The sequence below is a fragment of the Fictibacillus sp. BK138 genome (assembly GCF_004216955.1).
In the GTDB taxonomy this organism is placed as follows: domain Bacteria; phylum Bacillota; class Bacilli; order Bacillales; family Fictibacillaceae; genus Fictibacillus.
This window is the reverse complement of record NZ_SGXL01000001.1, coordinates 1,805,538-1,831,678: the sequence shown is the minus strand read 5'-3', so window position 1 is coordinate 1,831,678 and position 26,141 is coordinate 1,805,538. Positions and strand designations below refer to the sequence as shown.

At 38.5% G+C, this 26,141-nt stretch carries 23 protein-coding genes and 2 other annotated features; of the genes, 17 read left to right on the top strand and 6 right to left on the bottom strand.

Annotated elements, in window-relative coordinates; translation table 11 throughout:
* Window positions 1–47: 47 nt before the first annotated feature.
* From dat to EV282_RS09015, 3 genes are all read left to right on the top strand, one after another.
* Window positions 48–917, top strand: a complete 870-nt coding sequence (dat, locus tag EV282_RS09025) for a D-amino-acid transaminase (RefSeq protein WP_130295526.1) — start codon at window positions 48–50, stop codon at window positions 915–917.
* An 18-nt stretch (window positions 918–935) separates the two neighbouring features.
* Window positions 936–1,508 carry a DUF502 domain-containing protein gene (locus tag EV282_RS09020; protein WP_130295525.1) on the top strand — a complete coding sequence of 191 codons (573 nt, stop codon included), beginning with the start codon at window positions 936–938 and terminating at the stop codon, window positions 1,506–1,508.
* Window positions 1,509–1,655: 147 nt separating this feature from the next.
* A complete protein-coding gene (locus tag EV282_RS09015; protein WP_347400198.1) occupies window positions 1,656–2,813 on the top strand; it encodes a DUF2515 family protein in 1,158 nt (385 codons plus the stop codon).
* A gap of 7 nt (window positions 2,814–2,820) precedes the next feature.
* Here the strand turns inward: EV282_RS09015 and EV282_RS09010 are convergent, their stop codons facing one another.
* Together EV282_RS09010 and proC are read right to left on the bottom strand one after the other, a co-directional pair.
* Entirely contained in the window at window positions 2,821–3,201 is a 381-nt protein-coding gene (locus tag EV282_RS09010; RefSeq protein ID WP_130295523.1) for a hypothetical protein, read from the bottom strand.
* Between the two features lie 309 nt (window positions 3,202–3,510).
* Entirely contained in the window at window positions 3,511–4,350 is an 840-nt protein-coding gene (gene proC / locus EV282_RS09005) for a pyrroline-5-carboxylate reductase (protein WP_130295522.1), read from the bottom strand.
* Between the two features lie 144 nt (window positions 4,351–4,494).
* Between proC and EV282_RS09000 the strand changes: the two genes are divergently transcribed.
* Entirely contained in the window at window positions 4,495–4,878 is a 384-nt protein-coding gene (locus EV282_RS09000) for a group-specific protein (RefSeq protein ID WP_130295521.1), read from the top strand.
* A 3-nt stretch (window positions 4,879–4,881) separates the two neighbouring features.
* On the opposite strand, the gene EV282_RS08995 is transcribed toward EV282_RS09000, so the two are convergent.
* Window positions 4,882–5,706 (bottom strand): GDSL-type esterase/lipase family protein, encoded by an 825-nt coding sequence (locus EV282_RS08995; RefSeq protein ID WP_165389405.1) that lies wholly within the window; start codon window positions 5,704–5,706, stop codon window positions 4,882–4,884.
* Between the two features lie 77 nt (window positions 5,707–5,783).
* Here EV282_RS08995 and EV282_RS08990 point away from each other — a divergent pair, with 77 nt between their 5' ends.
* Window positions 5,784–6,728, top strand: a complete 945-nt coding sequence (locus tag EV282_RS08990; RefSeq protein ID WP_130295519.1) for a DMT family transporter — start codon at window positions 5,784–5,786, stop codon at window positions 6,726–6,728.
* Window positions 6,729–6,816: 88 nt separating this feature from the next.
* Window positions 6,817–7,779 (top strand): peptide-methionine (S)-S-oxide reductase MsrA, encoded by a 963-nt coding sequence (gene msrA / locus EV282_RS08985; RefSeq protein WP_130295518.1) that lies wholly within the window; start codon window positions 6,817–6,819, stop codon window positions 7,777–7,779.
* A gap of 19 nt (window positions 7,780–7,798) precedes the next feature.
* Here msrA and EV282_RS08980 read toward each other — a convergent pair whose 3' ends face one another.
* Window positions 7,799–9,160 carry an MATE family efflux transporter gene (locus EV282_RS08980; RefSeq protein ID WP_130295517.1) on the bottom strand — a complete coding sequence of 454 codons (1,362 nt, stop codon included), beginning with the start codon at window positions 9,158–9,160 and terminating at the stop codon, window positions 7,799–7,801.
* 87 nt (window positions 9,161–9,247) lie between these two features.
* Between EV282_RS08980 and EV282_RS08975 the strand changes: the two genes are divergently transcribed.
* The 6 genes from EV282_RS08975 to EV282_RS08950 all read left to right on the top strand — a co-directional run bounded on the left by EV282_RS08975 (window position 9,248) and on the right by EV282_RS08950 (window position 18,049).
* Window positions 9,248–9,520: a hypothetical protein gene (locus EV282_RS08975; protein ID WP_130295516.1), complete on the top strand. Its 273-nt coding sequence runs from the start codon at window positions 9,248–9,250 to the stop codon at window positions 9,518–9,520.
* Window positions 9,521–9,576: 56 nt separating this feature from the next.
* Window positions 9,577–9,780, top strand: a binding site (T-box leader).
* A 42-nt stretch (window positions 9,781–9,822) separates the two neighbouring features.
* Window positions 9,823–11,505 (top strand): arginine--tRNA ligase, encoded by a 1,683-nt coding sequence (argS, locus tag EV282_RS08970; RefSeq protein ID WP_130295515.1) that lies wholly within the window; start codon window positions 9,823–9,825, stop codon window positions 11,503–11,505.
* Window positions 11,506–11,648: 143 nt separating this feature from the next.
* A complete protein-coding gene (gene rarD / locus EV282_RS08965) occupies window positions 11,649–12,587 on the top strand; it encodes an EamA family transporter RarD (RefSeq protein WP_130295514.1) in 939 nt (312 codons plus the stop codon).
* A 170-nt stretch (window positions 12,588–12,757) separates the two neighbouring features.
* Window positions 12,758–15,616 (top strand): 2-oxoglutarate dehydrogenase E1 component, encoded by a 2,859-nt coding sequence (locus EV282_RS08960; RefSeq protein ID WP_130295513.1) that lies wholly within the window; start codon window positions 12,758–12,760, stop codon window positions 15,614–15,616.
* Entirely contained in the window at window positions 15,609–16,895 is a 1,287-nt protein-coding gene (gene odhB, locus EV282_RS08955) for a 2-oxoglutarate dehydrogenase complex dihydrolipoyllysine-residue succinyltransferase (RefSeq protein WP_130295512.1), read from the top strand. Before EV282_RS08960 ends, odhB begins: the two co-directional genes overlap by 8 nt.
* 329 nt (window positions 16,896–17,224) lie before the next feature.
* Window positions 17,225–18,049, top strand: a complete 825-nt coding sequence (locus EV282_RS08950; protein WP_130295511.1) for a nuclease-related domain-containing protein — start codon at window positions 17,225–17,227, stop codon at window positions 18,047–18,049.
* A gap of 333 nt (window positions 18,050–18,382) precedes the next feature.
* Here EV282_RS08950 and EV282_RS08945 read toward each other — a convergent pair whose 3' ends face one another.
* The gene (locus tag EV282_RS08945) at window positions 18,383–19,345 is read right to left on the bottom strand and encodes a quinone oxidoreductase family protein (RefSeq protein ID WP_130295510.1); all 963 of its coding nucleotides are present in this window, start codon (window positions 19,343–19,345) and stop codon (window positions 18,383–18,385) included.
* Between the two features lie 176 nt (window positions 19,346–19,521).
* Here EV282_RS08945 and EV282_RS08940 point away from each other — a divergent pair, with 176 nt between their 5' ends.
* A complete protein-coding gene (locus EV282_RS08940) occupies window positions 19,522–19,722 on the top strand; it encodes a DUF6501 family protein (protein WP_066290020.1) in 201 nt (66 codons plus the stop codon).
* 60 nt (window positions 19,723–19,782) lie between these two features.
* On the opposite strand, the gene EV282_RS08935 is transcribed toward EV282_RS08940, so the two are convergent.
* Window positions 19,783–20,862, bottom strand: coding sequence for a bifunctional 3-deoxy-7-phosphoheptulonate synthase/chorismate mutase (locus EV282_RS08935; RefSeq protein WP_130295509.1), 1,080 nt, complete (start codon window positions 20,860–20,862; stop codon window positions 19,783–19,785).
* Between the two features lie 315 nt (window positions 20,863–21,177).
* Window positions 21,178–21,382 (top strand) — a binding site (T-box leader).
* Between the two features lie 59 nt (window positions 21,383–21,441).
* Between EV282_RS08935 and aroC the strand changes: the two genes are divergently transcribed.
* The 4 genes from aroC to aroA are packed head-to-tail and all read left to right on the top strand — an operon-like array spanning window position 21,442 to window position 26,102.
* Window positions 21,442–22,611, top strand: coding sequence for a chorismate synthase (gene aroC / locus EV282_RS08930; protein ID WP_130295508.1), 1,170 nt, complete (start codon window positions 21,442–21,444; stop codon window positions 22,609–22,611).
* Window positions 22,612–23,685 (top strand): 3-dehydroquinate synthase, encoded by a 1,074-nt coding sequence (aroB, locus tag EV282_RS08925; RefSeq protein ID WP_130295507.1) that lies wholly within the window; start codon window positions 22,612–22,614, stop codon window positions 23,683–23,685.
* An 18-nt stretch (window positions 23,686–23,703) separates the two neighbouring features.
* Complete coding sequence (locus EV282_RS08920) at window positions 23,704–24,801, top strand: prephenate dehydrogenase (protein ID WP_130295506.1); 1,098 nt, start codon at window positions 23,704–23,706, stop codon at window positions 24,799–24,801.
* Window positions 24,802–24,815: 14 nt separating this feature from the next.
* Entirely contained in the window at window positions 24,816–26,102 is a 1,287-nt protein-coding gene (gene aroA / locus EV282_RS08915) for a 3-phosphoshikimate 1-carboxyvinyltransferase (protein ID WP_242611845.1), read from the top strand.
* The last annotated feature ends 39 nt before the right edge of the window (window positions 26,103–26,141 follow it).

Here is a 26,141-nt window from a genome sequence, read left to right as displayed (position 1 = left end):
ATGAAAGCTCAATTGCATACATACTATATAGATGAGGTGGTTAATACATGGAAAATTCATACGTTTTATATCATGATCAGATTATTAAAAGCGGCTCAATACCTGTAGATCCCGAAGATAGAGGGTATTTATTTGGAGATGGCATCTATGAAGTTGTTTTTGTATACGACAAAAAGCCATTTGCATTTAATGAGCATTTTGAACGGTTTGAGCAAAGCGCAAATAAACTAGAACTTGCAATGCCTTATGATATTTCAACCTTTAAACATCTGACAGAAGAACTAATAACGAAAAATAATATTGTGAACGGAATGGTTTATATTCAAATGACAAGAGGGGTTGCACCTCGCAACCACTTGTATGAACGTAATATGCAGAGTGTAGTTACGGGGTTTGCTAAATCTGTTTCTTTAGATTCCATTGAAAAATCTCAATCCAACGGAATTCAAACATATCTGACAGAAGATATCCGCTGGCTGCGCTGTGATATTAAAAGTTTAAATCTGCTTGGTAATGTAATGGCTAAAAGAAAAGCTGCAGATTCGGACTGTCAGGAAGCAATCCAGCACAGGGATGGGACTGTTACGGAAGGTTCATCATCCAATGTTTTTATTGTTAAAGATGGGATGCTAAAAACTCATCCTGCTACAAACCTCATTTTAAATGGGATTACAAGACAGGTGGTTCTTAAAATTGCTGAAAGCCTTCAAATTCCAGTAGTAGAGGAATCATTTACAGTAGAAGAATTAATTCATGCAGAGGAAGTATTTATTACGAGTACAACGATGGAAGTAACCCCCGTTGTTCAGTTAAAAGGGGAAAAAGAACAAACATATAAAATTGGACCTGTAACTGCAGAATTACAAAAACAGTTTAAAACTCAAATCCAGCTAAATACTTCTGCGATGAAATCTTAAAAAACGTTAGAGGAAAACATGAAGACTTTACTCAAATATTTTATTAATGGGTTATTAACAATCCTTCCGATCGTGTTAGCGGTCTATATTATTTACAAGATCTTTGGTTTCTTAGACAGTATTCTTGGAAACTTATTAAAAGATGTATTAAAAGAAGACTATATTCCTGGAATTGGTCTCGTATCAACCATTGTCTTAATAACGGTTTTAGGATGGATGTCTACACAGTATATATCAGGCAAGATATTTAGACTTATTGATCGAGTACTTGAAAAAACACCTTTTGTGAAAACGGTATATACAGTGATAAAGGATACGGTTCATTCACTCTTTGGTGAAAAACGTTCTTTCTCAATCGTTGTTCTTATCGAATATCCAGAGCTTAATATGAAAAGTGTAGGATTTGTCACAACAGAGGATGTAAGCAGTCTAGGAGACGAACTCGCCGATCACGTTGCAGTCTATATTCCACAAACCTTTCAGATAGCAGGTTTTACATTTTTAGTTCCAAAGAATAGAGTAAAAATACTGGATGTAAAGCCAGAAGAAGCAATGAAATTTTTGCTGTCCGGTGGCGTTGCCTCAAAATAAATGAAGAAGCATCCTTACTTGTTAAGGGTGTTTTTTTTGTGTTATAAACCTTTTCTTTTCATACATTGTGAATAAAGGAAGGTGTTAATATTGGGAACCTCTAAAAGATTTTATACAAAATTGACACTTATTCCGCTGCATATTATCATGCATTCTCTTTTTATGATTAAAAAGCAGAAGGTAATCTGGAAGATCGATACCAATCAAGAACAACAATTAAAGCGGAAATGGAATAAAATATCATTGAAGCGCTCTGAAGGGTTTTCTATAACTTTTCAAAAAGACAGAGAATTAATTGATCGTATTAAAAGGGAAACCTTACTTCATAACAAAAACAATATAACAAGAACAGCTGCATACCTTGCCTATTATAAAAGCCACCCTGAAGTTCACTGGTCTTTTTTAGCACACATGGTTTCCAGGAACGCCGGTTATTTTATGACCGATTTAAAAGGAGAATTTTTGCCTGAGCTGATAGAACCTTCTGTCATTCAAGAGTTATATTTTACCCTCGAAAAAGGGAACAGTATGATTTTTCATGACGCATATCCTCAGCTACTTTTATATGAAGAGAGTAAAAGAAGAAAGTGCTCACTATTTCACTTATGCAAATTCTTTAACGTTTCTACTTTTATGGAAGGGGTATGGGAGATGTTTTTTGATGGCGACCGCACTCCTTTATTGCCATCCGCACAAATAATTAATGAACAAAACCATATCGAGAAGAATTTGATTAGAACCGAACAGTTTCAAAAGTTGCAACACCAATTATCTTTTAAACTGCAAGAGTGGCTTCACCTTTCACAAATTCTTTTCCCAGTATTGCCGATCAATAAGTCAATAGGGAAGACCATGCAAGGTTTTGAGAGCGCAAAAAAAAGGATAGTGTTAGGACAAAACTTATACGTCATGCTCTTTCAGCGAAACAATTTTAGACCAGTCTATCATTTTGCATGTAATAACCGTCATACTGGATCTCGTTCTGATTATGATTCTGAGGTATTTGGTGCCTCTAAAAGTCAAACCTGCCATTCGCCAAAAGAAAAGTTATCTTTTTTCAAAACCAAAAAAAGTCAAAAACTATACAGCCCTAACCTTGAGGAAGTGTGGGACAATACCTATCACGGACCATTTCATTCTTCCGATTGGTTCTCTATTTCGAAAAATATTATTTCTCAGATCCGATTAGTCTCAAAACCGTCTCCTCAAATTAGGGTGGCTTATTGGGCAGGACTTCATCAAATAGAGACAGTTTATCTTTTAAAACAATATTTTAGATTAATAAAAAAAAATAGAGGCCTTTAAAAAGGCTCTATTTAAACAAAGAAAGTATGTTTCCCATTTGCTGAGCTAGACCCATAACTTGGTTTGCTCCACCCATCATCTTGCCAAAATTAAATCCTGAATTTTGTGTGCTTGGATACATCGATGCATTCTGTGGCTTTCCTTGAAATGGCATACCCTGCATCATTGGATGAGGGGCTAATCCAGGCGGCATCATTGGTGGCATATATGGCATGTATGGCTGTGCAAATCCTTGTGTATATTGCTGTGGCATAGTGGGAGCAGGAGCTGCTGGTGCATAAGGAGGTCTGTCAGGGATGTTATGGCTTTGGGAGAATACTTTTGGAGAAGGAGTAGAAAAAGGATCATATCCGCCATATGGGAACATTCTCGCAGATTTCTCTTTCAAAAAAAATCACCTCAAAATAGTTTCTATATATATATATTCAACTATACAAAAAGCGACATAACCCTTAGGAGGAACTGATTAAAACGCCCTGTCCAAATTTTATTCACATCCTTAATGTAGGGGAAGGTGCGAGACTCCAGGGGACTGGCGGACAGGTGAGACACTTAAAAGTGAAACGTCCGAATGTGGCTCACCGCTTGCCCCGCGGAAAGCGAGTACCTGGACCGGAAATCAACAACTTCCAAAAACTACAATGTTTAGAGAACAAAAAAACACAAAGCCGTATAACAGCTTTGTGTTTTATAAATTTTAGAGTACAGGCACTTTTTCAAATTCTTTGCGCAATGTTTTTGAACGTTCAGCAGCATTTTCTACAGCAGCTTCAATTGCTTTTCCGCCTCCGTTTTCATCTAGAGCATCCAGACCGGCTGCCGTCGTTCCGTTCGGTGAAGTAACCTTTTTGCGGAGCTCAGCAGGAGAATCATCTGATTGCATAACCATTTTACTTGCTCCATATAAAGTCTGTGCTGCAATATCTCTAGCCATCTCTCGATCAAGTCCGTTCTCAACTGCAACATCTTCCATATGTTCTAGCAGATAGTAGAAATAAGCCGGACCGCTTCCAGCGATTCCTGTGAAAACATCCATTTGTTTTTCGGATATAATTTTTACTTTACCAATTGCTTTCGATAATTCTTGAGCTAAATCCAAATCTTCATTTTTAACATATTTACCAGCGCTGATTCCGGTTATGGATTCTCCAATCATACTGGATGTATTAGGCATAACACGAATTACTGGGAGGCTTTTTCCAATTATCTCTTCAATAAATGGTGTTGAGATTCCAGCAAGAACAGATAAAATGATATGATGGTCTTGCAAATTGGGCTTTAACTGCTGCAGAACCTCTTCTGCTTGTTTTGGTTTTACCGCAAGAATAATCACATCTGTATTATTTAATGAAAAATCATTAAAAGAAACAGCTTGAATATCATATTTGTTGATTAGTTCAGATCTTCTTTCAACATTAGAATGATTTGCTGCAGTAATCCGTTCAGGTAAGATACCAGCATTATTAATAAGTCCTGATATCATTGCTTCTGCCATAGATCCTGCCCCAATAAAAGAAATGTTTCTGTATTTTAACATGCAACCCCTCTTTCAAAAATTTAACTGTTGTTTATAAAGTACTATGTTAACATGTTCACATTTAGATGCAAGTTTATCTGTTCATTATTACGTGATTGTAATATGATTTTTACATTAAAACGTTTTCAATGAAGGAGAGGGCAAATGAAATTTTATATCGCATCCAGTTTTAAAAATAAAGAGCTTGTTCAAAAGATATCAATAGATATTCGATCACAGCTAGGATGGAAACTTACATATGATTGGACTCAGAACGAAAGAGCGGAATCAATCGAAACACTGACAGAGATCGGAGTAAAAGAATTTGCAGGAGTATTAGAATCAGATGTGGTTATCGTGATTCTGCCCGGAGGAAAAGGGTGTCATATAGAAATGGGAATTGCGCTCGGCAGTAAGAAGCTCTTATTCCTATATGATCCAGACAGAATCTTAAATAACCTAGAAGATGCAGCAGCATTCTATTTTTTACCGGAGATTAAACATTGGAACGGTGATATAAAAGTATTGAATAATACTTGCTGTTCATAAAAATTATTGAGCTTTTTTATAGGAATGGTTTTGAAATGTTGTAATTGTTTTTTCGGCAATTCGGTCATAGCCTTCATCATTAGGATGAATGGAGTCATAGAGCCATTTATCAATATCATCTGTTTGAAGTGCGTCACTTACTGGAACCACTACAGACGGAGGATGGGAAAGTGCCGTTTCATAAGCAATTAAATTCCAGTCATTTAATAATTTTTCTGTAGCTGGATAATAGTTTTTCTCAGACTTTACGACATTGTATAATTCATTAAGCACTAATACAGCATCAGGATTATGATTACGGATTAATTTAAAAATATCTTCTAAATTCTGTTCGTAATCGGATTTAACTTCATCATAGCTTTGAATAGCTTTAAGAGGCCCTTCTTCTTTCGCGATTTGAACAATATCATTGCCACCAATATTAATCGAAATAATATCTGCTTTCCTTACGGATTCCTGCACAGCTGGTATCTGGAGCTGATTCAGCAAACCTTGACTGGTTGCACCAGAAATCCCTTGGTTTTCAAGAACAAAAGTTTTGTCAGTTAAGCTCTCTAGGTTTGTATTTACTTTTTGAGCAAATCCGCCTTCTTCAGAACCTCTCCCTTGTGCAACGGAATCACCTAGTACTAAGTGACTGAATGTTGATTTTGGATTGTCTTTGAAGTATTCAAGATAGGTGATCTGTTTCTTATCCTTATTTTCACTTTTAACGATAACCGATGCTTCTTTAATTTGATTTATTTTATATTGTGGATAATAGTACCACCCAGCTGTACCGATTATAATGAACAAAAGAAGCAAGGATACGATATATCTTTTTTTCACTTTTATCCCTCCTCCTTGAATGTTTTTATATTAAAAGATATTAACATAAATATGACTAGAAAGTGCAAGGTGACAATTTGAAAAACGATACGCTTAAAATACCCGTTTTAATTCCATTGATTATCGGAATTATTGCTATATCATTTTCATCCATTTTTGTAAAATGGTCAGACGCTCCTGTATCTGTACAAGGAATGTACCGGCTTTTATTCACATTATTTTTAATGCTGCCATTTACTTTGAAGTATATTAATACTCTCAAAAGCATCTCATTAAGAGAATGGTTGCTGCTGCTTTTATCAGGAATATTCTTAGCACTTCACTTCTTGTTTTGGATGGGTTCTTTAAAATTAACAACGGTTGCAAGCTCCACAATATTACTTTCACTGCAGCCGGTTTTTGTTATGGCCGGTGCATATTTTGCATTTCGGGAAAAGACATCTAAACCTGCTATGATCGGAATGTTTGTTGCTATTACAGGTGCTGTGATGATCGGGTGGGGAGACATAGGTATCTCGAAACAACACATTCAAGGAGATATTCTATCCATATTAGGAACAATCGTTGTTGCTGTTCATATGTTGATCGGTCAAAAGCTTCTTAAATCGATATCAGCAGCTATTTATAGTTTTACTGTATTTTTATCTGCAGTTGCCGTTTTTGCTGTATACAATACACTTTTACACATACCGATGACAGGATATTCCGAGAAAGATTGGGGAATATTTCTATTGCTAGCCATTGTGCCAACCGTTTTTGGACATGTTCTTTTCAATTGGCTTTTAAAGTACGTAACCGCTGCAACGATCTCTATGGCAATTTTAGGGGAGCCTGTAGGAGCTACATTACTCGCATATTTATTATTAAATGAAACATTATCTTTCTCACAATGGGCTGGTGGAGCAATTGTTCTATTGGGACTATACTACTTTTTAAAAAATACCCGAAAACTAAAGAAAGATAAACCACCAGCTCCGATAAAAAGCCCAGTAACTGCAGGGCCTATCGTTAAAAAAGGATAATGACAGATAATCGTTAAGCCTTTTTCTATGCTTTTGTAAGGCATTCTTATATGATGGAACAAATAGATTTAAAAAGGAGTTTGATTTCATGAAGAACTATGAAATTGCGACTTTTGCTGGAGGCTGCTTTTGGTGTATGGTAACACCTTTTGAAGAGTGGCCAGGCATTATCAAAGTTGAATCAGGTTATACAGGAGGTCATAAAGAAAACCCTACGTATAAAGAAGTGTGCAGTGAGACGACAGGACATTTTGAAGCTGTCCAAATCACGTTTGACCCCTTGATTATTTCTTATGAAAAAATAGTATCAGTTTTCTGGAAACAAATTGATCCTACAGATGCAGGAGGACAATTCTACGATAGAGGAGACTCTTATCGCACTGCTATTTTTTATCACAATGAAGATCAAAAGAATATAGCTGAACAATCTAAAGCGGAATTACAGGAAAGTGGAAGGTTCGATAAGCCAATTGCAACCTTAATTCTGCCTGCACATACTTTTTATAAAGCTGAAGAATATCATCAAGATTATCATAAGAAAAATCCGTTTCATTATAAAAGATACCGACAAGGTTCTGGACGTGATTCCTTTATAAAATCACATTGGGAAGATAAAGGGAAAAAAGAAGAAATACTGAAAACACTGAACCCCATGCAATATAATGTTACACAGAACGATGCAACAGAACCGCCTTTCCAAAACGAATTTTGGAACCATACGGAAGAAGGCATTTATGTCGATATTGTATCAGGTGAACCGCTTTTTAGTTCTCTTGATAAGTTTGACAGCAGCTGCGGATGGCCAAGCTTTACTAAACCTGTTCGTTCTTCGACGATCGATGAAAAAGAAGATCTTTCTCATGGAATGATCCGTACAGAAGTCAGAAGCAAAGAAGCTGATTCTCATCTAGGCCATGTTTTTACAGACGGTCCTAGAGATAAAGGTGGTCTTCGTTACTGTATAAATTCTGCGGCTCTTCGCTTTATTCCAAAAGAACAATTAAAGGAAAAGGGTTATGAAGAATACTTGACACTCTTTGATAATAAATAAAACCAGCCATTGGCTGGTTTTATTTGTTTATAAGTTTTGAATAAGAGTTGGATTGTACTGATTTAAGTCGGATAAATAACATGATTGCGCCAGCTGAAAGACCTGAAATTAATCCTATCCAGTATCCATATGCGCCAAAAGAAGTGAAGTTGGCTAAATAATACCCGACAGGCAAACCAAGTACCCAATAAGAGATGAATGACAATATAAATGTAACATTTACATCTTTATATCCTCTTAATGCACCCTGGATAGGGGCTCCTATCGCATCAGCTAGCTGGAAAAACACGGCGTACCATAAAAAAGAAATAGTAAGCTGTATAACCTCTGGTTCATTCGAGTAAATTCGGGCAACTTGTTCATCAAACCCAATAAGAAGTCCTGATAAAATAAGGGCAAAGCCAATTGCGGTAAGAATCCCAATATAACCGTACTGTGCAGCATCTTTATATCGTGAAGCACCAACTTCAAATCCAACTGCGATCGTTAGAGCAAAGGAGATGCTCAAAGGAAGCATATAAAGAAAAGAAGCAAAATTTAAAGCAGCCTGATGAGCAGCTATTGTAACGGTATTAAAGTCACTCATCAGTAATGTAACAGCAGCAAAAATACTAACTTCAAAAAAGATCGCCAGTCCAATAGGTATTCCGATCTTCAATTGTTCCTTCCATGCTGAAAGGGAAGGTTTAAAAAACTCTTTAAATAGATGATAACTTCTAAATACGTTTAACTTCATCACAATGAAAATCGTTATAACAGCTGATATCCAATAGGTTATTGAAGAAGCAACTCCGGCTCCAATTCCTCCTAATTCAGGAAATCCAGCTTTACCAAAAATAAACAAATAATTGAAAAAAGCATTTACGGGTAATGCTATAAGAGTAACAAACATTGATATTCTAGTTTGGCCCAATGCATCGATAAAAGATCTTAACGCTCCGTATAAAAATAACGGCAGTATCCCAAAAGACAATGCGATTAAATATCCTCTTGCTACACGTTCAACCTCTCCCTCTAACGACATCGCATCCAAAATCGGATTCAATATAAAGGAACCAAGAACAATCACGAATAATGAAAGTACAACGGAAAGGTAAACTGCCTGCATAACAGCTCTAGGAACGTTTTTAGTGTTTCTTGCACCTGTCAGTTGAGATACAATCGGAGTCAATGCCATTAAGATACCGTTTAAACCTGTAAAAATCGGCACCCAAAGACTCGTGCCAATCGCAACACCTGCAAGCTGTTTTGCACCAGCATGACCACTCATGACTGTGTCGAAAAAGTTCATAGCATATAGTCCAAGCTGAGTGATGAGAACAGGGACAACTAGAATTAAAAATTGCTTATATTTATCTTTTAATGTGTGTGTTTGGAACATTTGCATACTTCCTTTGTGTTTTTAACTGACAAACAGAGCTAATGCATTATATCATATAATTATCGACACAAACGTAAAGGAGCAGCTATGAGCGTTCAATTTTTATTTGAAGTTGAGTCAGTTCAGCCAGGGGAGCAAACAGATGAAAAAATAGTTTTGGTATCAACAGAACTTCTTTATAAAAGCAGTGGAGAGACGATCTTTACTGGTATCATACCTGTCCGGGTGAGTGATCACGGCGTCTTCGTTTCTATACAAGCTATTTCCTCTGCATTCACCTCCAAATATTTGCGAACAGAAACATTGTTCAGGCTGAAAAGATACATCAAAAAGATGAAAGATTACTTAGATTTTGACTAAATGGAATATGTTGACTTTTCAGGATATCCCTCATATAATATGAAAAACTAAAGAACCGAACATTTATGAAAAAGAGAGTAACCTGTCTAGTTTGTTATAGAGAGCCGGGAACGGTGGAAGCCTGGCACAGCTGACAGAAGAAGCGCACTTTGGAAATGTTTGCTTGAAGATTAGTAGGGCAGACCGGGACATCCCGTTAACAGATCAAGCGGCCTTATTAAGGCAACAAGAGTGGTACCGCGGTCTAATCCGTCTCTTCTATATATTAGAAGAGGCGGTTTTTTATTTTGGGAGGGAAAAATATGAATGAAAAAAAAGAGTTTGCATCTTATCTTAAAAGTCAGATCGGAGAAGATTTTTCTTTAGAACAAATCGAATCATTAATTGAAAAACCGAAGCAGCTGCATCAAGGCGATTTAGCGTTTCCTTGTTTTCAGCTAGCAAAGATCTATAAAACTTCTCCCGCTGAGATTGCTTACAGATTGTCAGCAAGTAGCCTCCCAAGTCTTTTTAGTAAGGTTGAAACCGTCGGTGGTTATGTGAACGTGTTCTTGGATAAAAAATCAGCGGCAGCTTACCTGATAACTAACATATTAAAGGAACAAGAGAATTATGGCAGTCATTTGATCGGAAAAAACAAAACAATTGTGTTTGACCTGTCATCACCTAATATCGCGAAACCTTTTTCAATGGGACACCTTCGTTCAACTGTAATCGGATCTTCTTTAGCCTTAATCAGTGAAAAATGCGGTTATGATACTGTGAAGATCAATTATATTGGTGACTGGGGCACTCAGTTTGGAAAATTAATCTCTGCTTATTTACGATGGGGAAAGGAAGAAAGAGTTAAAGAAAACCCAATCCCAGAGCTGACAACACTTTATGTTCGCTTTCACGAAGAAGCAGATAAAGATCCTTCTTTAAACGATGAGGGCAGAAAATGGTTCAAGAAGCTGGAAGACGGTGATCCAGAAGCATCACAATTGTGGATCTGGTTTAAGGAAGTATCATTAAATGCATTTCAGAAGATTTATGAACTTCTTGGTGTCGAGTTCGATTCGTATAACGGAGAGGCATTTTTTAACGATAAAATGGATGCTACTATAAAAGAACTGACGGACAAAAACCTTCTCGAACTTTCAGACGGTGCTCAAATTGTAAGTGTCGGTGAAGACATACCACCATGCCTGATCAAAAAAACAGATGGGGCGACACTCTATGCGACACGTGATCTAACTGCAGCCATATATAGAAAAAACACTTACGATTTTGATCAAGCTTTTTATGTTGTAGGACATGAACAATCTTTGCATTTTGAGCAAGTTAAACGAGTCCTTACTAAAATGGGATATGATTGGTCAAAAAACATGCATCATGTTCCATTCGGGCTTATTTTGCAGGATGGAAAGAAGATGAGTACGCGAAAAGGAAGAACTGTTTTGCTTGAAACCGTTCTTTTAGATGCTATTCAACTTGCTGAAAATAATATTCGAGAAAAAAATCCAGCATTACTCGAGGTGGACGAAGTAGCTCGTCAAGTTGGAGTAGGCGCGGTAATCTTTCATGACTTAAAGAATGAGAAAGGCAATGATGTTGAATTCTCTCTTGAACAGATGCTCAAGTTTGAAGGAGATACAGGACCTTACGTGCAATATACAGCTGCCAGAATTCAAACGTTATTAAATAAAGGCCCATTTAATGGTCAAATTCCAGATGAATTTTCAATTGCAGAAGAGAGCTGGGAAATGATTTCTGTTTTAAACGATTTTCCATTAATTGTACAAAATGCATTCTTGCGAAAAGAACCTTCAATTATATCGAAATATATCTTAAAGTTATCACACAAGTTCAATCATTTTTATGGAAGTGTTAAAATCCTTAACAGTGATAAGACGGCAGAAAGACTTGCATTATGCGCCAGCATACAGATCGTCCTTAAAGAGGGCTTAAGATTATTAGGGATTCAGACCCCTAAACAAATGTAGCGGGGTAGTAACTATTGAAGTGTGTTTACAATATTATATAGAAGAAAATAATTTTTTCTTTTAAGTTTACTTGCTAGCAAATTCTTTCGATTCCGTTATATAATCTTATAACCTTAAATCTTCCGGAATCGAGGAAAAGATCTATGAAAACATACAGCGAACAAACTAAAGGAGTCTGGTACGCAGCTTTAGCGTACTTGATCTGGGGGTTCCTTCCATTATATTGGAAACCTCTAGCCCATTCAGGGTCAGGAGAAATATTAGCTCATCGTATCTTTTGGTCATTTGTACTCATGCTGGCAGTTATGTTTATTCTAAAGAGAAAAAAGGATCTCATTAGAGATATTAAGATCCTTTTATCCAGTAAAAAACAATTCTTTTCTGTTTTTATAGCTTCTATATTAATCAGCGGAAACTGGCTAATGTATATTTGGGCTGTTAATAATGATCATGTAGTTGAAGCAAGCTTAGGATATTACATTAATCCGCTTGTAAATGTTATTTTAGGCATGGCAGTTTTAAAAGAAAGATTAAATAGCTGGCAGGTTGTATCCTTTGTTATTGCAGCATGCGGTGTTTTTCTTTTAACTTGGGAATATGGAAAATTCCCTTGGGTAGCAATATCCCTGGCTCTCTCATTTGGACTTTATGGGCTGGCAAAAAAACTGGGGAGCTTTGATTCATTAACCGGGTTAACATTAGAAACAATGTTTGTCGTTCCTGCTGCTTTTGCTTATTTAGTATTTCTTCAGTGGAACGGCACAGGTTCTTTTTTCGCTTCCGGTATCTCAACAACTGTTCTTCTATGGGGAGCAGGGGTTGTAACTGCATTGCCGCTCGTATTGTTCGCTCAAGGAGTTAAGCGGATTACAATGACGATGACAGGATTCCTGCAATATATTGCGCCAACCATTATGCTATTGCTGGGAGTCTTCTTATATCACGAGACATTTACGGAAATTCATCTCATTTCTTTTACCTTGATCTGGCTCGCACTCCTTATATTTACTATAAGTAAAACGAAATGGGCAAATTATCTTATAAATCGCAAAAACAAAAATTCACTTTCTGCGAAAATATAGTATAATGGCAATGACCATTGTTACAGTTGAAACCTTATCAATGATAAGGTTCTTTTCATTCATTGTTTGAGAGCGCTTTATATAGGGAAAAATTAATGGCGAGAAATGATGAATCACCTGTTAACAGCAACAGCACAATACTTACAAAGGGAAGCAGGAGGGAACAAAAGATGAGTCATCAACGTTCCAAATCAGAAAATCCTTGGCAGGGACTAAGCGGGCCAAATATGGCTTATGTCCTTGAACTATATGATCAATATAGTGTGGATCCGGAATCTGTTGACAGTTCTTTCAAAGAAAAATTTGAAACTTGGGGGCCTCCAAGCGAGGATTCTGCACCAAGTGAACGTACTGGACAGAGTTTTGATGGAATGAATTTAGAGAAATTAGCAGCTGCACTTAAACTTGCGGAAAACATCCGCACATACGGTCACTTAGCAGCTAACTTATATCCAGTTGGCGAATTTCCTAAAGACAACCACCATATTGACCCAAAAGAATTTAATTTATCAATTGAAGATTTGAAAGCGATACCACCTTCCTTTATTTGGAAAGAAGCTCCCGCATCTGTAAAAGACGGCTGGCAAGCAATCCAAATGCTGCAGGAAGTGTATACGAAGAACATCGCCTATGAATTCAGTCATGTTCATGAAACAGAAGAACGTCAATGGCTGAACACTATGGTAGAAACAAGCCAGCATTACCCTGATTTTTCAGCTGAAGATAAGAAAAATCTTCTATACCGTCTATCAGAGGTAGAAGGTTTTGAAAAATTCCTTCACAAGACTTTTGTAGGACAGAAGCGTTTTTCTATCGAAGGTGTAGATATGCTTGTACCGATGCTCGATGAAGCTGCAAAAGAAGGCTGCCGTGATGGAGCAGAGCACGCATTAATCGGAATGGCGCATAGAGGACGTCTGAATGTTCTTGCACACGTACTCGGTAAACCATACGAATTAATTTTCTCTGAATTTCATCATTCGCCAAACAAAGAGCTGATTCCTTCTGAAGGTTCAAGAGGAATCAACTTCGGCTGGACTGGTGACGTAAAGTACCATTTAGGTGCAAGCCGTACAGTTGAAACAGATCAAGCGCACAAGATCAAGATTTCTTTGGCTAATAACCCAAGTCACCTGGAATATGTTGATCCAGTTGTAGAAGGTTACACTAGAGCTGCACAGGAAACACGTGACAGCAAAGGTTATCCTGTTCAAGACACTTCAAAAGCATTTGCTATCTTAATTCATGGAGACGCTGCATTTCCAGGTGAGGGAATTGTTGCAGAAACACTGAACTTGAGCCGTTTAAGAGGCTATCAAACAGGTGGAACACTCCATATTATCGCAAATAACCTTGTTGGGTTTACAACCGATAGTGGAGATTCCCGTTCAACTAAATATGCGAGTGACCTTGCTAAAGGATTTGAGATTCCGATTATTCACGTGAACGCAGATGATCCTGAAGCTTGTATCGCTGCTGTTCACTTAGCTTATGAATATCGTAAAAAGTTTCAGAAAGACGTTTTAATCGATTTGATCGGATACCGCCGTTTCGGGCACAACGAGATGGATGACCCTTCTGCAACACAGCCTAGACTGTACAAACAAGTAAACAGCCATCCGACTGTTCGTGATGTTTATGCGAAACAGCTAGTAAAAGAAGGCGTTCTTTCAGAAGATGATGTTAAAACGATTGAAGATGAAGTTTTAACAAAACATCAAACAGAGTACGAAAAAGTACAAGGCCGCAAAGAAAAATTCAAACTGGAAGACACTAGACTTCCGGATCCGTTATCCAAAGCACTTCCTGATATCGATACCACAATTTCAGTAACAGAACTGCAAGAGCTAACGGAAAACATGCTGAAGTGGCCAGGAGATTTTAATGTATATCCTAAAATCAAGCGTATCTTAGAGCGCAGACGCAAAGCGTTCCAAGGAGAAAAGATTGACTGGGGTATGGCTGAATCTTTAGCATTTGCATCTATCTTAAAAGATGGAACACCAATTCGTATTACAGGTCAGGACTCCGAGCGCGGAACATTCGCTCAAAGACATCTTGTTCTTAATGACAGTGAAAGCGGAAAGAAATTTTCCCCGCTTCACGGAATGGATGAAATCGATGTTTCATTCGCTATTCATAACAGTCCGCTGTCTGAATCTTCAGTAGTAGGATTTGAATATGGCTATAACGTTTTTGCACCAGAAACTCTAGTTATCTGGGAAGCTCAATACGGAGACTTCGCAAACGTGGCACAAGTTTTGTTCGATCAGTTCCTTTCTGCTGGCCGTGCGAAGTGGGGACAAAAATCAGGTATGGTTATGCTTCTTCCACATGGTTATGAAGGACAAGGGCCTGAGCACTCCAGTGCACGTTTAGAACGTTTCTTGCAGTTAGGTGCCGAAAACAACTGGACAGTTGCGAACGTTACTACGGCTTCTCAATACTTCCATTTGTTAAGACGCCAAGCGAAGCTTCTTTCTATGGATGAAGTTCGTCCATTAGTTGTAATGACGCCTAAGAGTTTGCTTCGTGATACAAAGGTTGCGTCACTACCAGAAGCTTTCGAAAGTGATCACTTTATGCCATTGCTTGAACAGCCAGGTCTTGGCAAAGAAAATGACAAAGTTAAGAAAATCTTGTTATGTTCTGGTAAAATTGCGATTGATCTTGAAAAAGCGCTTGAGCAGGATCAAGTTGCTAGAACTGAGATGCATATCGTTCGAGTAGAACAGATTTATCCGTTCCCAGAAGAAGAGATGACCGCTCTCTTAAATGAGTATCCAAATGTTGAAGACTTGATCTGGGTTCAAGAAGAACCTAAGAACATGGGTTCATGGCTATACATCGAACCAAAACTCCGTGCTGTAGCACCTAAAGGAGCACATGTTTCTTACATCGGCAGACAAGAACGCTCAAGTACAGCTGGCGGGGAACCAGACATCTATAAAAAAGAACAAGAACAAATTATCCAAACATCATTAGCACTAGACATTCAATCGCGAGAGGGAGGCCGTGAACATGTTTGACGTTAAAGTTCCGGAGTTAGCCGAATCAATTTCAGAAGGTACAGTTGCACAATGGCTTAAAAAAGAAGGCGACAAAGTTGTAAAAGGTGAAGATATCGTTGAGTTGGAAACTGATAAAGTTAACATCGAGATCAGTGCTGAGCGTGACGGAATCTTAAAAAATATTAAAGTTGAGCCTGGCGACACAGTTGCTGTTGGAGATGTAATTGCTTCAATCGTTGATGGTGATGGATCAGCCGCTGAAACTGAGTCTAAACCTGAAGAGAAGCCAGCTGCGGAAGAAAAAACAGAGCCAGCTAAAAAACAAGAGCAGTCTTCTGAAAAAGCTGAAGCTGAAGAAGAAGATTCGAAGGCTGCAGATCGCCCAATCGCATCACCAGCTGCTCGCAAACTGGCACGCGAAAAAGGAATCGACCTTTCTGAAGTAAGTTCACGTGATCCACTTGGACGTGTCCGTACAGAAGACGTTAAGCGTCATGCTGAAGGCGGAAACAGCGAAAAGGCAGCGAGCTCGTCTAAGCCAGCTGCTAGCACATCTCAGCAGCAGCCAAAAGCAGCTGAAGCTGTAAATCCTGAAAAGCCGGTAGAACGAGTTAAGATGTCACGCCGACGTCAAACAATCGCAAAACGTCTTGTTGAAGCACAGCAAACAGCTGCAATGCTTACAACTTTTAACGAAGTAGACATGACTGCGATCAACGAAGTCCGCGCTCGCCGCAAGGACAAGTTCTATGAGCAAAACGGCGTAAAACTTGGCTACATGTCATTCTTTACGAAAGCTGTTGTAGGCGCATTGAAGAAATTCCCTGCAATCAACGCAGAAATTCAAGGCGACGAAATGGTGCTTAAGAAGTTCTATGATATCGGTATTGCAGTAGGCGCTGAAGAAGGACTAGTTGTACCGGTCGTTCGCAACGCGGATCGTTTAAGCTTTGCTGGCATCGAGAAAGAAATCGGGAACTTGGCTGAGAAGGCCCGCAACAAGAAGTTGTCTTTAGAAGACCTTCAAGGCGGTTCATTCACAATCACGAACGGCGGTATCTTCGGATCAATGCTTTCTACACCGATTCTGAACGCTCCTCAAGTAGGTATCCTTGGAATGCACACAATCCAATGGAGACCGGTAGCAATCGATAAAGAGCGCATGGAAAACCGTCCGATGATGTACATCGCGCTATCTTACGACCACCGCATCGTAGATGGAAAAGAAGCAGTAAGCTTCTTAACTACTATAAAATCACTCCTAGAAGATCCAGAATCATTGCTTTTAGAAGGTTAATTAGAAGATTGTGGCCACCTTCAGCTGTTGCTGAGGGTGGTTTTTTTGTATGGCAGCATGGTGGTCGACAAGGTCATACTTTGTTGGCGGGAATGAATAGTTTAATGTCGGAATTTAAGTTAATTTGTCGAAAAGCCCATAAAGTTAATTGTGGGATCATAAATAATTTTGAAGGACCATAAGTTTTTTTGAAGGATCATAAAATAATTTGAAGGATCATAAAAATGATTCAAGGACCATAAAATTATATTCACTATTTTGAAGGAAATTACAGTACTAATCTTGAACTGTATCTTGTTGATTTAAAAGGGAGAGGTGATTATTTGATTGTGAAGAAAAGAACTAAACCGCTAAAACTAATGAAACTAGAAGTACTAAATGGACGAATCGTACAAAACCACTCAAAAATCCACCTTATAGGAAGCGATTTTGCAAAATATCAAGCTGGCTTTAAAGGGGAAATGTCACTCGATTTTTATTTAAAGGATCTAAATGAAGATGAATATCATATTTTCCATGATTTAAGGCTACCTCAATCGAGCAATGAACAATTTTACTTTCAAATTGACACTTTAATTGTACACTCTCAATTTTGTATACTTATTGAAGTTAAAAATCTAATAGGTAATTTATATTTTGACCATCAATTTGATCAAATGATAAGAACTAGAGACGGAGTAGATGAAACTTTTTCAGACCCCATAAACCAGGTGGAATTGCAAAAAGCACAATTTGCAAAGTGGTTAAAGTTAAATAAATTTCCTGAAATCCCGCTTCACTCCCTCGTGGCAATTACAAACCCCAAATCATACATAAGAATTTCTCCTAAGTACGGAAAAAAATCACAAAAAATTATTCGTGGAAACACCTTAGTAAATAAAATAAATGGATATGTTTCTTCTGAGCAAGAGAGCGTATTACTAAAGAAAGATCTAAAGAGATTAACTAAATATTTAATTAGAGAAGATACTCCACAGAACCCTGATATATTAAGAAACTACAGTATTCAAAGAGAAGAAATAGTGACAGGTGTTTTTTGTCCCAAATGTAAAAAACCCCCTATGATTAGATTAAAGAGAACCTGGCTTTGTTTGAATTGTTCAGGAAAATCTAGCAATGCTCATGAAAAGGCGCTACAAGATTATGCTCTATGATTTAATCCTCAAGTAAAAAATAGTGATATTAGAGACTTTCTTAACGTAGAATCTCGTTCTTCTGTAAAGAAGCTACTTCAGGCAATGAACATTAAGCCTATTGGTTTGCGCAAAGCTGCTATCTACACACTTCCACTACCAAAGGAAAAGGTTTAACAGAGCAGAAAAAAATTATCGGTTGAAAGTACTTATTTTGATAAAATAATCGATAGTTGTATATTACAAATACAATAAGTTGCACTACACAAATACCTCTAATATAATCATTTGCATTATGCAACTAAACTACAAAAAAGACGGTCAAGACAGCCGCCATCCATGTTTTTATCTCATTTAAGGAATCAACAAAAGCTTTCCGGTACTTTTTCTGCTTTCAATAAACTCATGTGCTTTTCTACCTTCACTTAAAGGAAAGACAGTTTTTAAAATTGTCACTTTACCTTCAGCAATCCATTCAAACAATTCACCGGAACGGGTAACGCGTTCTTCGCTGGAAGTAAGTACGTTCCACAAGTCTCCGCCAGTTAATGTTTTGGATGTATCCATCAGCATGCGAGGATCGATCTTTACAGGATCACCGCCTGCCATCCCGAAAAACACAACCGTTCCGCCAACACGAGTTACTTCAAAACTATCTATTATTGTTGAACCTACAGATTCATAGACAACATCTACACCTTTACCTGATGTCATCTGCACAACTGAATCTTTCCAGTTGTCATTATATAAAAATACAGATTCGGCACCAGCAGATATGGCAACTTGCCGTTTTTCTTCAGAGGAGGTTAAGCCTATTGCTGTTCCTCCGAGCAGGTTAATAATCTGGATCAACAGCTGTCCAACACCGCCTGCAACAGCATGAACCAGGGCGACATCACCTTTTTTAATAGAATAACTGTCTTTCGTTAAATAATGAGCTGTAAGACCTTGCAATAGAAGAGAGGCAGCTGATTCAAACGAAACATCATCGGGAATGGGTATCGCCTTATCCTTTGGAACAGCGACTAATTCTGCGTTTGCAGCAGGGACGTCGGCAAATGCAATCCGGTCTCCAACCTTAACATCATGCACATTATCCCCGATACTTTTTACAATTCCCGCGCCTTCATAACCTAATATATAAGGAGGCTGTCCTTCAAGATGATAATTTCCTTTTCTTCTATATACATCTGCAAAATTTAAACCGATCGCTTTCATTTCAAGCAAGATTTCATCTGGACCAATAACAGGATCATCTATTTCACGATAATCTAAGACGTCTGGACCGCCAAACTTTTCAAACACTAATGCTTTCATGATTTTCTCCACCATCCATATATGTTTTGTTCCTATTTATTTTAACGATAAAAATAATGAAAGACTAGGGAAGCCCCTCGTGAAAAGATGAATTTGACATTATTCCTTCTGCACCATTATCATTTAAGGAAGAAAGCTTTATTTGCCGCATCCATATTTAAAGGAGAGAATTTAAGATGATTCACTTAGATTGGGCTACAAGACCAACAATTCGAGAAATTAAATGTGTACACACGAATGCCGAAAAATATATGGTAGACAGAGCTTTAACAGGCGGAAAGATGTACGAATTGAAAAACGAAACAGAAGAGTTTTATTTTGTTATTGATAACACTGGAAAAATCGGCGGGTATTATAAAGAATACTTTGAAGGTTGAACAATAGTAAAAACTGCATAAAGAAAGCCTGACTCCTTGAGCCAGGCTTTTGCTATTATATTAGGAATGAATCTTTACTTTTTCCTTATTTAAAAGGGCATCCATGAATTCATGGAATTCAGGAATGTTCATCTGCTGGGCTGAGTCGGATAGTGCGACTGCTGGATCTGGGTGTACTTCAGCCATTACAGCATCTGCACCGATTGCCATAGCTGCTTTAGCGGCAGGCAAGAGGAGGTCCTTACGCCCTGTAGAATGTGTCACATCTACAACAACCGGTAAATGTGTTTCTTTTTTCAAGATCGGTACAGCAGAGATGTCCAGCGTGTTACGCGTTGCACGCTCGTAAGTACGGATACCTCGCTCGCAGAGGATTACCTGGCTGTTACCTTGAGCTAGGATGTATTCAGCAGCGTACATGAACTCTTCAATTGTGGCAGCTAACCCGCGTTTTAGGAGAACCGGTTTGTTGACCGAACCTGCAGCTTTTAATAAATCGAAGTTCTGCATGTTACGTGCACCGATTTGGATAACATCAACATAATCCAATGCCATTTCAATGTCATTCGGATTCAGGATCTCACTTACTACAGCGAGCTGGTGTTCATCGGCAGCTTTACGCAGAATCTTTAGTCCTTCCAGACCTAGTCCTTGGAAATCGTAAGGGGAGGTACGCGGCTTGAATGCACCGCCCCGAATTAATGTTAATCCTTTTTCAGCGATTACCTCGGCAACTTGCTTCACTTGTTCATAGCTTTCAACCGCACAAGGACCCATGATGAAATGAGGGTTTCCATCACCAATTTTTTCACCTTTTACATTTACAATTGTATCTTCCGGCTTCTTTTTACGAGATACTAGCAATGCTTTTCTATTATCATCTTTTTGCAGCTCTAAACTTGCCTTGAAAATTTGTTTGAAGATATGCTGCACAGTAGAGGTTTCGAATGGTCCATCGTTATGGGAAGCAATCAAATCTAAAAGGTTTCTCTCTCTGACTGGATCAAAACGCTTCACACCTTGCGTTTCTTTTAACTTTCCAATCTTCTGCGCGACATTGCCGCGTTCATTTAACAGTTCTAAAATTTTTAATGAAATCTCATCAACTTCTTTGCGTAACACTTCTAATTCGTTTGACATCGGCGGTTCCTCCCCAATTGTTTGTACTTCTCCACATTTCCTATATCGCGGCCGCTAATAGGCTATTTGTCATTTATTATCACACCGGACACTTTCGCGCTTTAAAGCGTGTGTCTCATAAAGTATTGTTTGTAACTTTAAATGGATTTGAAAAGAAAGTCAAGAGCTTTTCCAAAAAAAGTTTTATTAAATTTCTGAATGTTCATTTTAGTAAGTTGACTATTAGATGAAGGTAATGTAAATTTTAAGAAAAATGAATGAATTCCCTTTACAACAGCGCTTCAACGTGTTAAAACTGTCTATAACTTTATAAAACAAATCGCTATGAAAGAAAACGAGTAGTGAAATGGTTCCCTGTTTTAGAGAGCTGATGGTGGTGCGAATCAGTACAAAACCTTTCGCGAATTACAATTCTTGAGCATGCTTTTTTATAAAAGCCGGACTTTTCCGTTATGACAATGAAGGTGGCAGAGATTGATCTTTGCTGTCAGGGTGGTATCGCGATTAATTCGTCCCTGCTTATTAGCAGGGATTTTTTTGTACAAAAAATTAGCAAACAGCACATTGGAGGAATGAATTATGAGATATTTAACAGCCGGTGAATCACACGGACCGCAGCTTACAACGATAATAGAGGGTGTACCAGCCGGTCTTCCTCTTTTAGCTGAAGACATAAACGAAGAACTTTCAAGAAGACAAAAAGGACATGGCAGAGGACGCCGCATGCAGATTGAAAGAGATCAGGTACAGATTCTTAGCGGTGTAAGACACGGTATAACGCTTGGTTCACCAATCACATTAGTCGTTGAGAACAAGGATTTTACCCATTGGACAAAAATCATGGGTGCTGATCCGCTTGAAGATGAAAATGCTGAAGTTAAACGTGTCATTTCAAGACCACGTCCTGGACACGCTGATCTCAACGGAGCTATTAAGTACAACCATCGAGATATGAGAAACGTGCTCGAACGATCTTCAGCCCGGGAAACAACTGTACGTGTAGCGGCAGGAGCTGTGGCGAAAAAACTCCTAAAAGAGCTAGGTGTTGAAGTTGGTGGCCATGTGCTAGAAATCGGCGGCGTCAGAGCAGATCAAACAACATATGAAACACTTAACGAACTTCGTGAAAAAACAGAGGCATCTCCAGTTAGATGTTTAGATAAAACGGCAGAAAAAGAGATGATGAATGCCATTGACCACGCAAAAGAAAACGGTGATTCAATTGGCGGCATCGTAGAAGTTATTGCTGAGGGGATGCCTGTTGCTGTAGGAAGCTACACGCATTATGACAACAAACTAGATGCAAAACTTGCTGCAGCAATCATGAGTATTAATGCATTTAAAGGTGCTGAGATCGGCATCGGTTTTGAAGCAGCAAGAAAACCAGGCAGTGAAGTACATGACGAAATTCAATGGGATATCGAGAATGGATACACTCGCAAAACGAATAATGCCGGGGGATTTGAAGGAGGAATGACAACAGGAATGCCCGTTGTAGTCCGGGGAGTGATGAAGCCGATTCCGACATTATATAAGCCCCTGCAAAGTGTTGATATAGAAACGAAAGAAGCATTCGCTGCAAGCATCGAGCGATCTGACAGCTGTGCGGTTCCAGCAGCAAGTGTCGTTGCAGAATCTGTAGTAGCATGGGAACTCGCAAGCGCACTCGTACAGCAATTCGGTCAGGATAATATGGAAGTGATCAAGAAGAATATCGTTCAGCATCAAGAACGTGCAAGGGTGTTTTAAATGGAGCAATTCAATATCACGACGCCTTCTAAAAACTATCCCGTTTATGTAGGTGAAAGAGCGATTACTAAACTAGGCAGAGTTTTACAATCCTTAACACCTGCACCAAAAAGTCTGCTGATCATCACGGATCATCATGTAGGAGATTTATATCTTAACGATGTTCAAGCAGAACTGGATCAAAATTTTTCATATGAAACCTTTCAAATCAAGCCGGGCGATAGTCAGAAATCTTTTGAAAACTATTACGCCTGCCAAAGTTTTGCGCTAGAGAAAGGACTTGACAGGACATCTGTAATTCTAGCACTAGGCGGTGGAATGATCGGTGACATCGCTGGCTTTGTCGCTGGGACCTATATGAGAGGCATTCGTTTTATTCAAATACCAACTACCATTCTTGCTCATGATAGTGCAGTAGGAGGAAAGACAGGGATCAACCATCCTCAAGGCAAAAACATGATAGGTGTTTTTCACCAGCCAGAAGCCGTAATCTATTCAACAGATTTTCTATCAACTCTACCTCGAAACGAAATAAGATCTGGATTTGCAGAAGTGATCAAGCATGCGTTAATAGCAGATCGTAGCTTCTATGATTATCTTCGCAAAAATATAACAAGTTTGGATGATCTAAAAGACGAACTCCTGTTAAACTGCCTTACTAGAGGAATTGAGATTAAGAACGAAGTAGTATCACAGGATGAGAGAGAAAAGGGCATGAGAGCTTTTTTGAATTTTGGACACACTCTCGGACATGCCATTGAAGGGGAGCTCCAATACAAAGGTATCACACATGGTGAGGCGGTAGCACATGGTATGCTGTTCGCTTTATCACTTAAAGAAGAAACCATACAGCTGGGGAAAGATCTCAAAAAATGGCTACATGACCTTGGGTTTCCACCAATACCAAAGAATCTTTCCGTACCATCTCTTATCAACCGAATGAAAAAAGATAAGAAAGCTGCAGGAGGAACTATTAACATGGTGCTTCTAGAACAAACAGGACACCCTTATTTAGCTCCTTACCAAGCTATCGATTTAGAAGAAAAATTAACTGATTTCTTAAAAGAGAATTAACCCCAAAGGAGCCTGCACATGAAGAACGTCTTGCTGATAGGAGTCGGATTGATTGGCGGATCGATCGCTTTAACAATAAAAAATGAACATGAAGCGGTTATCACAGGATATGACGTCCAGACTGCTAATTGCGAGACAGCAGTAAAATTAGGAGTCATTGACAGAGTCGCAAATGATTTGCAACAAGATGCAGCCGACGCTGACCTTATCATAATCGCTACGCCAGTTGAAGCAACATTGAACATTATGGATCAATTATCTTCCATAAAAACAGGAATTAAAGCTCTCGTAATGGATGTCGGAAGCACGAAGAACACCATAATGAAAAAGGCTGAAAAGCTCGCTGAAAATGACATTGTTTTTATCGGCGGCCATCCTATGGCAGGGTCACATAAAACCGGTGTAGAAAGTGCTCGACCACATTTATTAGAAAATGCATTTTATATCTTAACACCTAGTTCTATTGCTTCTGCAGCAAAAATTGAAGAAGCGAAGGACTGGCTAAAAGGAACGCATGCAAAATTTATAGTGGCTGAACCAAATGAACATGATTTTCTTACTGGTATTGTAAGCCATTTTCCTCATCTCATTGCATCGAGTCTCGTAAGACTTGCACAAAAACATGCCAATGACAATCCGCTAGTTCAGCAGCTCGCAGCCGGGGGCTTTCGTGATATAACGCGCATTGCATCAAGCTCTCCAAAAATGTGGAGTGATATTGTCAGCCAAAACAAAAACCATTTATTATCACTTTTAACAGAGTGGAAAGAAGAGATGGATCAAGTTATCAGCTTTGTAGAAAATGGTGATCAAGATCAATTGTTTGACTACTTTAATGGAGCAAAATTATTTCGTGATGGGCTCCCGGTTCGTTCCAAAGGTGCTATACAGGCGTTTTCCGATTTATACGTAGACATTTTAGATACAGCAGGTGCTTTGTCTAGAGTTACAACACTCTTAGCAGAATCCCAGATCAGCATCATAAATATTACCATTCTGGAAGTAAGAGAAGGTCTTAATGGGGTGCTGAGGTTAAGTTTTCAAAACGAAAATGATCGGGATCAGGCACAACAGCTATTACATCAAGAAAACTATTTAACTCATATCACAGTATAAAGGAGGCACTTTTTATGAAAAAACAATTCATGCCTATTCAAAGCTTAAATGGAAAAATCAAAGTGCCAGGTGATAAATCCATTTCTCATAGAGCAGTCATGTTTGGTTCTATAGCAGAAGGAAAGACAACTATAAATGGTTTCTTAACTGGTGAAGATTGTCTTAGTACAATCTCTTGTTTTAAAAAGCTAGGTGTTAACATTGTCCAGAAAGATGAACATGTAACCGTTGAAGGCAGAGGGATATCAGGGTTGCGGCAGCCATCTGAAGATCTGTATGTTGGAAACTCTGGGACGACCATCCGTTTAATGCTAGGAATTCTTGCCAACACTCCTTTTACTTCCGTGCTTACAGGTGATGATTCTATTGCAAAAAGACCGATGAATCGGGTTACAAAGCCATTGAAACAGATGGGTGCAGAAATCAAAGGCAATGAATCAGGAAATAAGGTTCCTCTTCACATAAAAGGAGGGAACGCCAAAGGAATACATTATCATTCTCCAATAGCAAGTGCTCAAGTAAAATCAGCTATTATTCTTGCAGGTCTGGAAGGTGAGGGAACAACTTCTGTAACTGAGCCTCTAAAATCAAGAGATCATACCGAACGGATGCTAGAAGCTTTTGGAGCTGAGGTGAAGTCAGAAGCATTAACAGTATCCATTGAAGGAGGACAACAGCTAAAAGGCACACATATTGAAGTTCCTGGCGACATTTCTTCTGCAGCCTTTTTCTTAGTTGCTGGAGCTATAGTTCCAGACAGCATGATTACGCTTCAAAAAGTGGGACTGAACCCAACCCGTACCGGTATTTTAGATGTTTTAAATGATATGGGAGCACAGATTTCATACCAAAATGTTAATAAGGAAGCTTCTGAACCCTATGGCGATCTTGTCATTAAAACTTCATCATTAAAGGGGACTGTTATTAAAGGGGATGTCATTCCAAGGTTAATCGATGAAATCCCGATTATTGCACTGGCAGCCACACAGGCTGAAGGGCAAACAATCATACAAGATGCACATGAATTACGAGTCAAAGAAACAGACCGTATAGAAACTGTTGTAAATGAGCTTAAAAAAATGGGAGCGGAAATAGAAGCTACAGAAGATGGTATGATCATTAATGGTAAAACACCTTTAAAAGGGGCATCTGTTCAAAGTCATGGGGATCACCGGATCGGAATGATGTTAAGCATAGCCTCTTGTGTTGCAGAAGGTGAAACTTCACTTGATCAAAGTGAAGCTGTAGCTGTTTCATATCCATCTTTTTTTGATCAATTGAATCGCCTATCCGCTCATTAATGAAAAACACTCTTTTAGCAAGGTTGATGCTTTTAATTT

What these genes read in the sequence shown, in the direction of transcription:
- dat (WP_130295526.1), top strand. Translation starts at nt 48, where the DNA reads ATGGAAAATTCATACGTTTTATATCATGATCAGATTATTAAAAGCGGC.
- EV282_RS09020 (WP_130295525.1), top strand. Translation starts at nt 936, where the DNA reads ATGAAGACTTTACTCAAATATTTTATTAATGGGTTATTAACAATCCTT.
- EV282_RS09015 (WP_347400198.1), top strand. Translation starts at nt 1,656, where the DNA reads ATGCATTCTCTTTTTATGATTAAAAAGCAGAAGGTAATCTGGAAGATC.
- proC (WP_130295522.1), bottom strand. Translation starts at nt 4,350, where the DNA reads ATGTTAAAATACAGAAACATTTCTTTTATTGGGGCAGGATCTATGGCA.
- EV282_RS09000 (WP_130295521.1), top strand. Translation starts at nt 4,495, where the DNA reads ATGAAATTTTATATCGCATCCAGTTTTAAAAATAAAGAGCTTGTTCAA.
- msrA (WP_130295518.1), top strand. Translation starts at nt 6,817, where the DNA reads ATGAAGAACTATGAAATTGCGACTTTTGCTGGAGGCTGCTTTTGGTGT.
- EV282_RS08980 (WP_130295517.1), bottom strand. Translation starts at nt 9,160, where the DNA reads ATGTTCCAAACACACACATTAAAAGATAAATATAAGCAATTTTTAATT.
- EV282_RS08975 (WP_130295516.1), top strand. Translation starts at nt 9,248, where the DNA reads ATGAGCGTTCAATTTTTATTTGAAGTTGAGTCAGTTCAGCCAGGGGAG.
- argS (WP_130295515.1), top strand. Translation starts at nt 9,823, where the DNA reads ATGAATGAAAAAAAAGAGTTTGCATCTTATCTTAAAAGTCAGATCGGA.
- rarD (WP_130295514.1), top strand. Translation starts at nt 11,649, where the DNA reads ATGAAAACATACAGCGAACAAACTAAAGGAGTCTGGTACGCAGCTTTA.
- EV282_RS08960 (WP_130295513.1), top strand. Translation starts at nt 12,758, where the DNA reads ATGAGTCATCAACGTTCCAAATCAGAAAATCCTTGGCAGGGACTAAGC.
- odhB (WP_130295512.1), top strand. Translation starts at nt 15,609, where the DNA reads ATGTTTGACGTTAAAGTTCCGGAGTTAGCCGAATCAATTTCAGAAGGT.
- EV282_RS08945 (WP_130295510.1), bottom strand. Translation starts at nt 19,345, where the DNA reads ATGAAAGCATTAGTGTTTGAAAAGTTTGGCGGTCCAGACGTCTTAGAT.
- EV282_RS08940 (WP_066290020.1), top strand. Translation starts at nt 19,522, where the DNA reads ATGATTCACTTAGATTGGGCTACAAGACCAACAATTCGAGAAATTAAA.
- EV282_RS08935 (WP_130295509.1), bottom strand. Translation starts at nt 20,862, where the DNA reads ATGTCAAACGAATTAGAAGTGTTACGCAAAGAAGTTGATGAGATTTCA.
- aroC (WP_130295508.1), top strand. Translation starts at nt 21,442, where the DNA reads ATGAGATATTTAACAGCCGGTGAATCACACGGACCGCAGCTTACAACG.
- aroB (WP_130295507.1), top strand. Translation starts at nt 22,612, where the DNA reads ATGGAGCAATTCAATATCACGACGCCTTCTAAAAACTATCCCGTTTAT.
- EV282_RS08920 (WP_130295506.1), top strand. Translation starts at nt 23,704, where the DNA reads ATGAAGAACGTCTTGCTGATAGGAGTCGGATTGATTGGCGGATCGATC.
- aroA (WP_242611845.1), top strand. Translation starts at nt 24,816, where the DNA reads ATGAAAAAACAATTCATGCCTATTCAAAGCTTAAATGGAAAAATCAAA.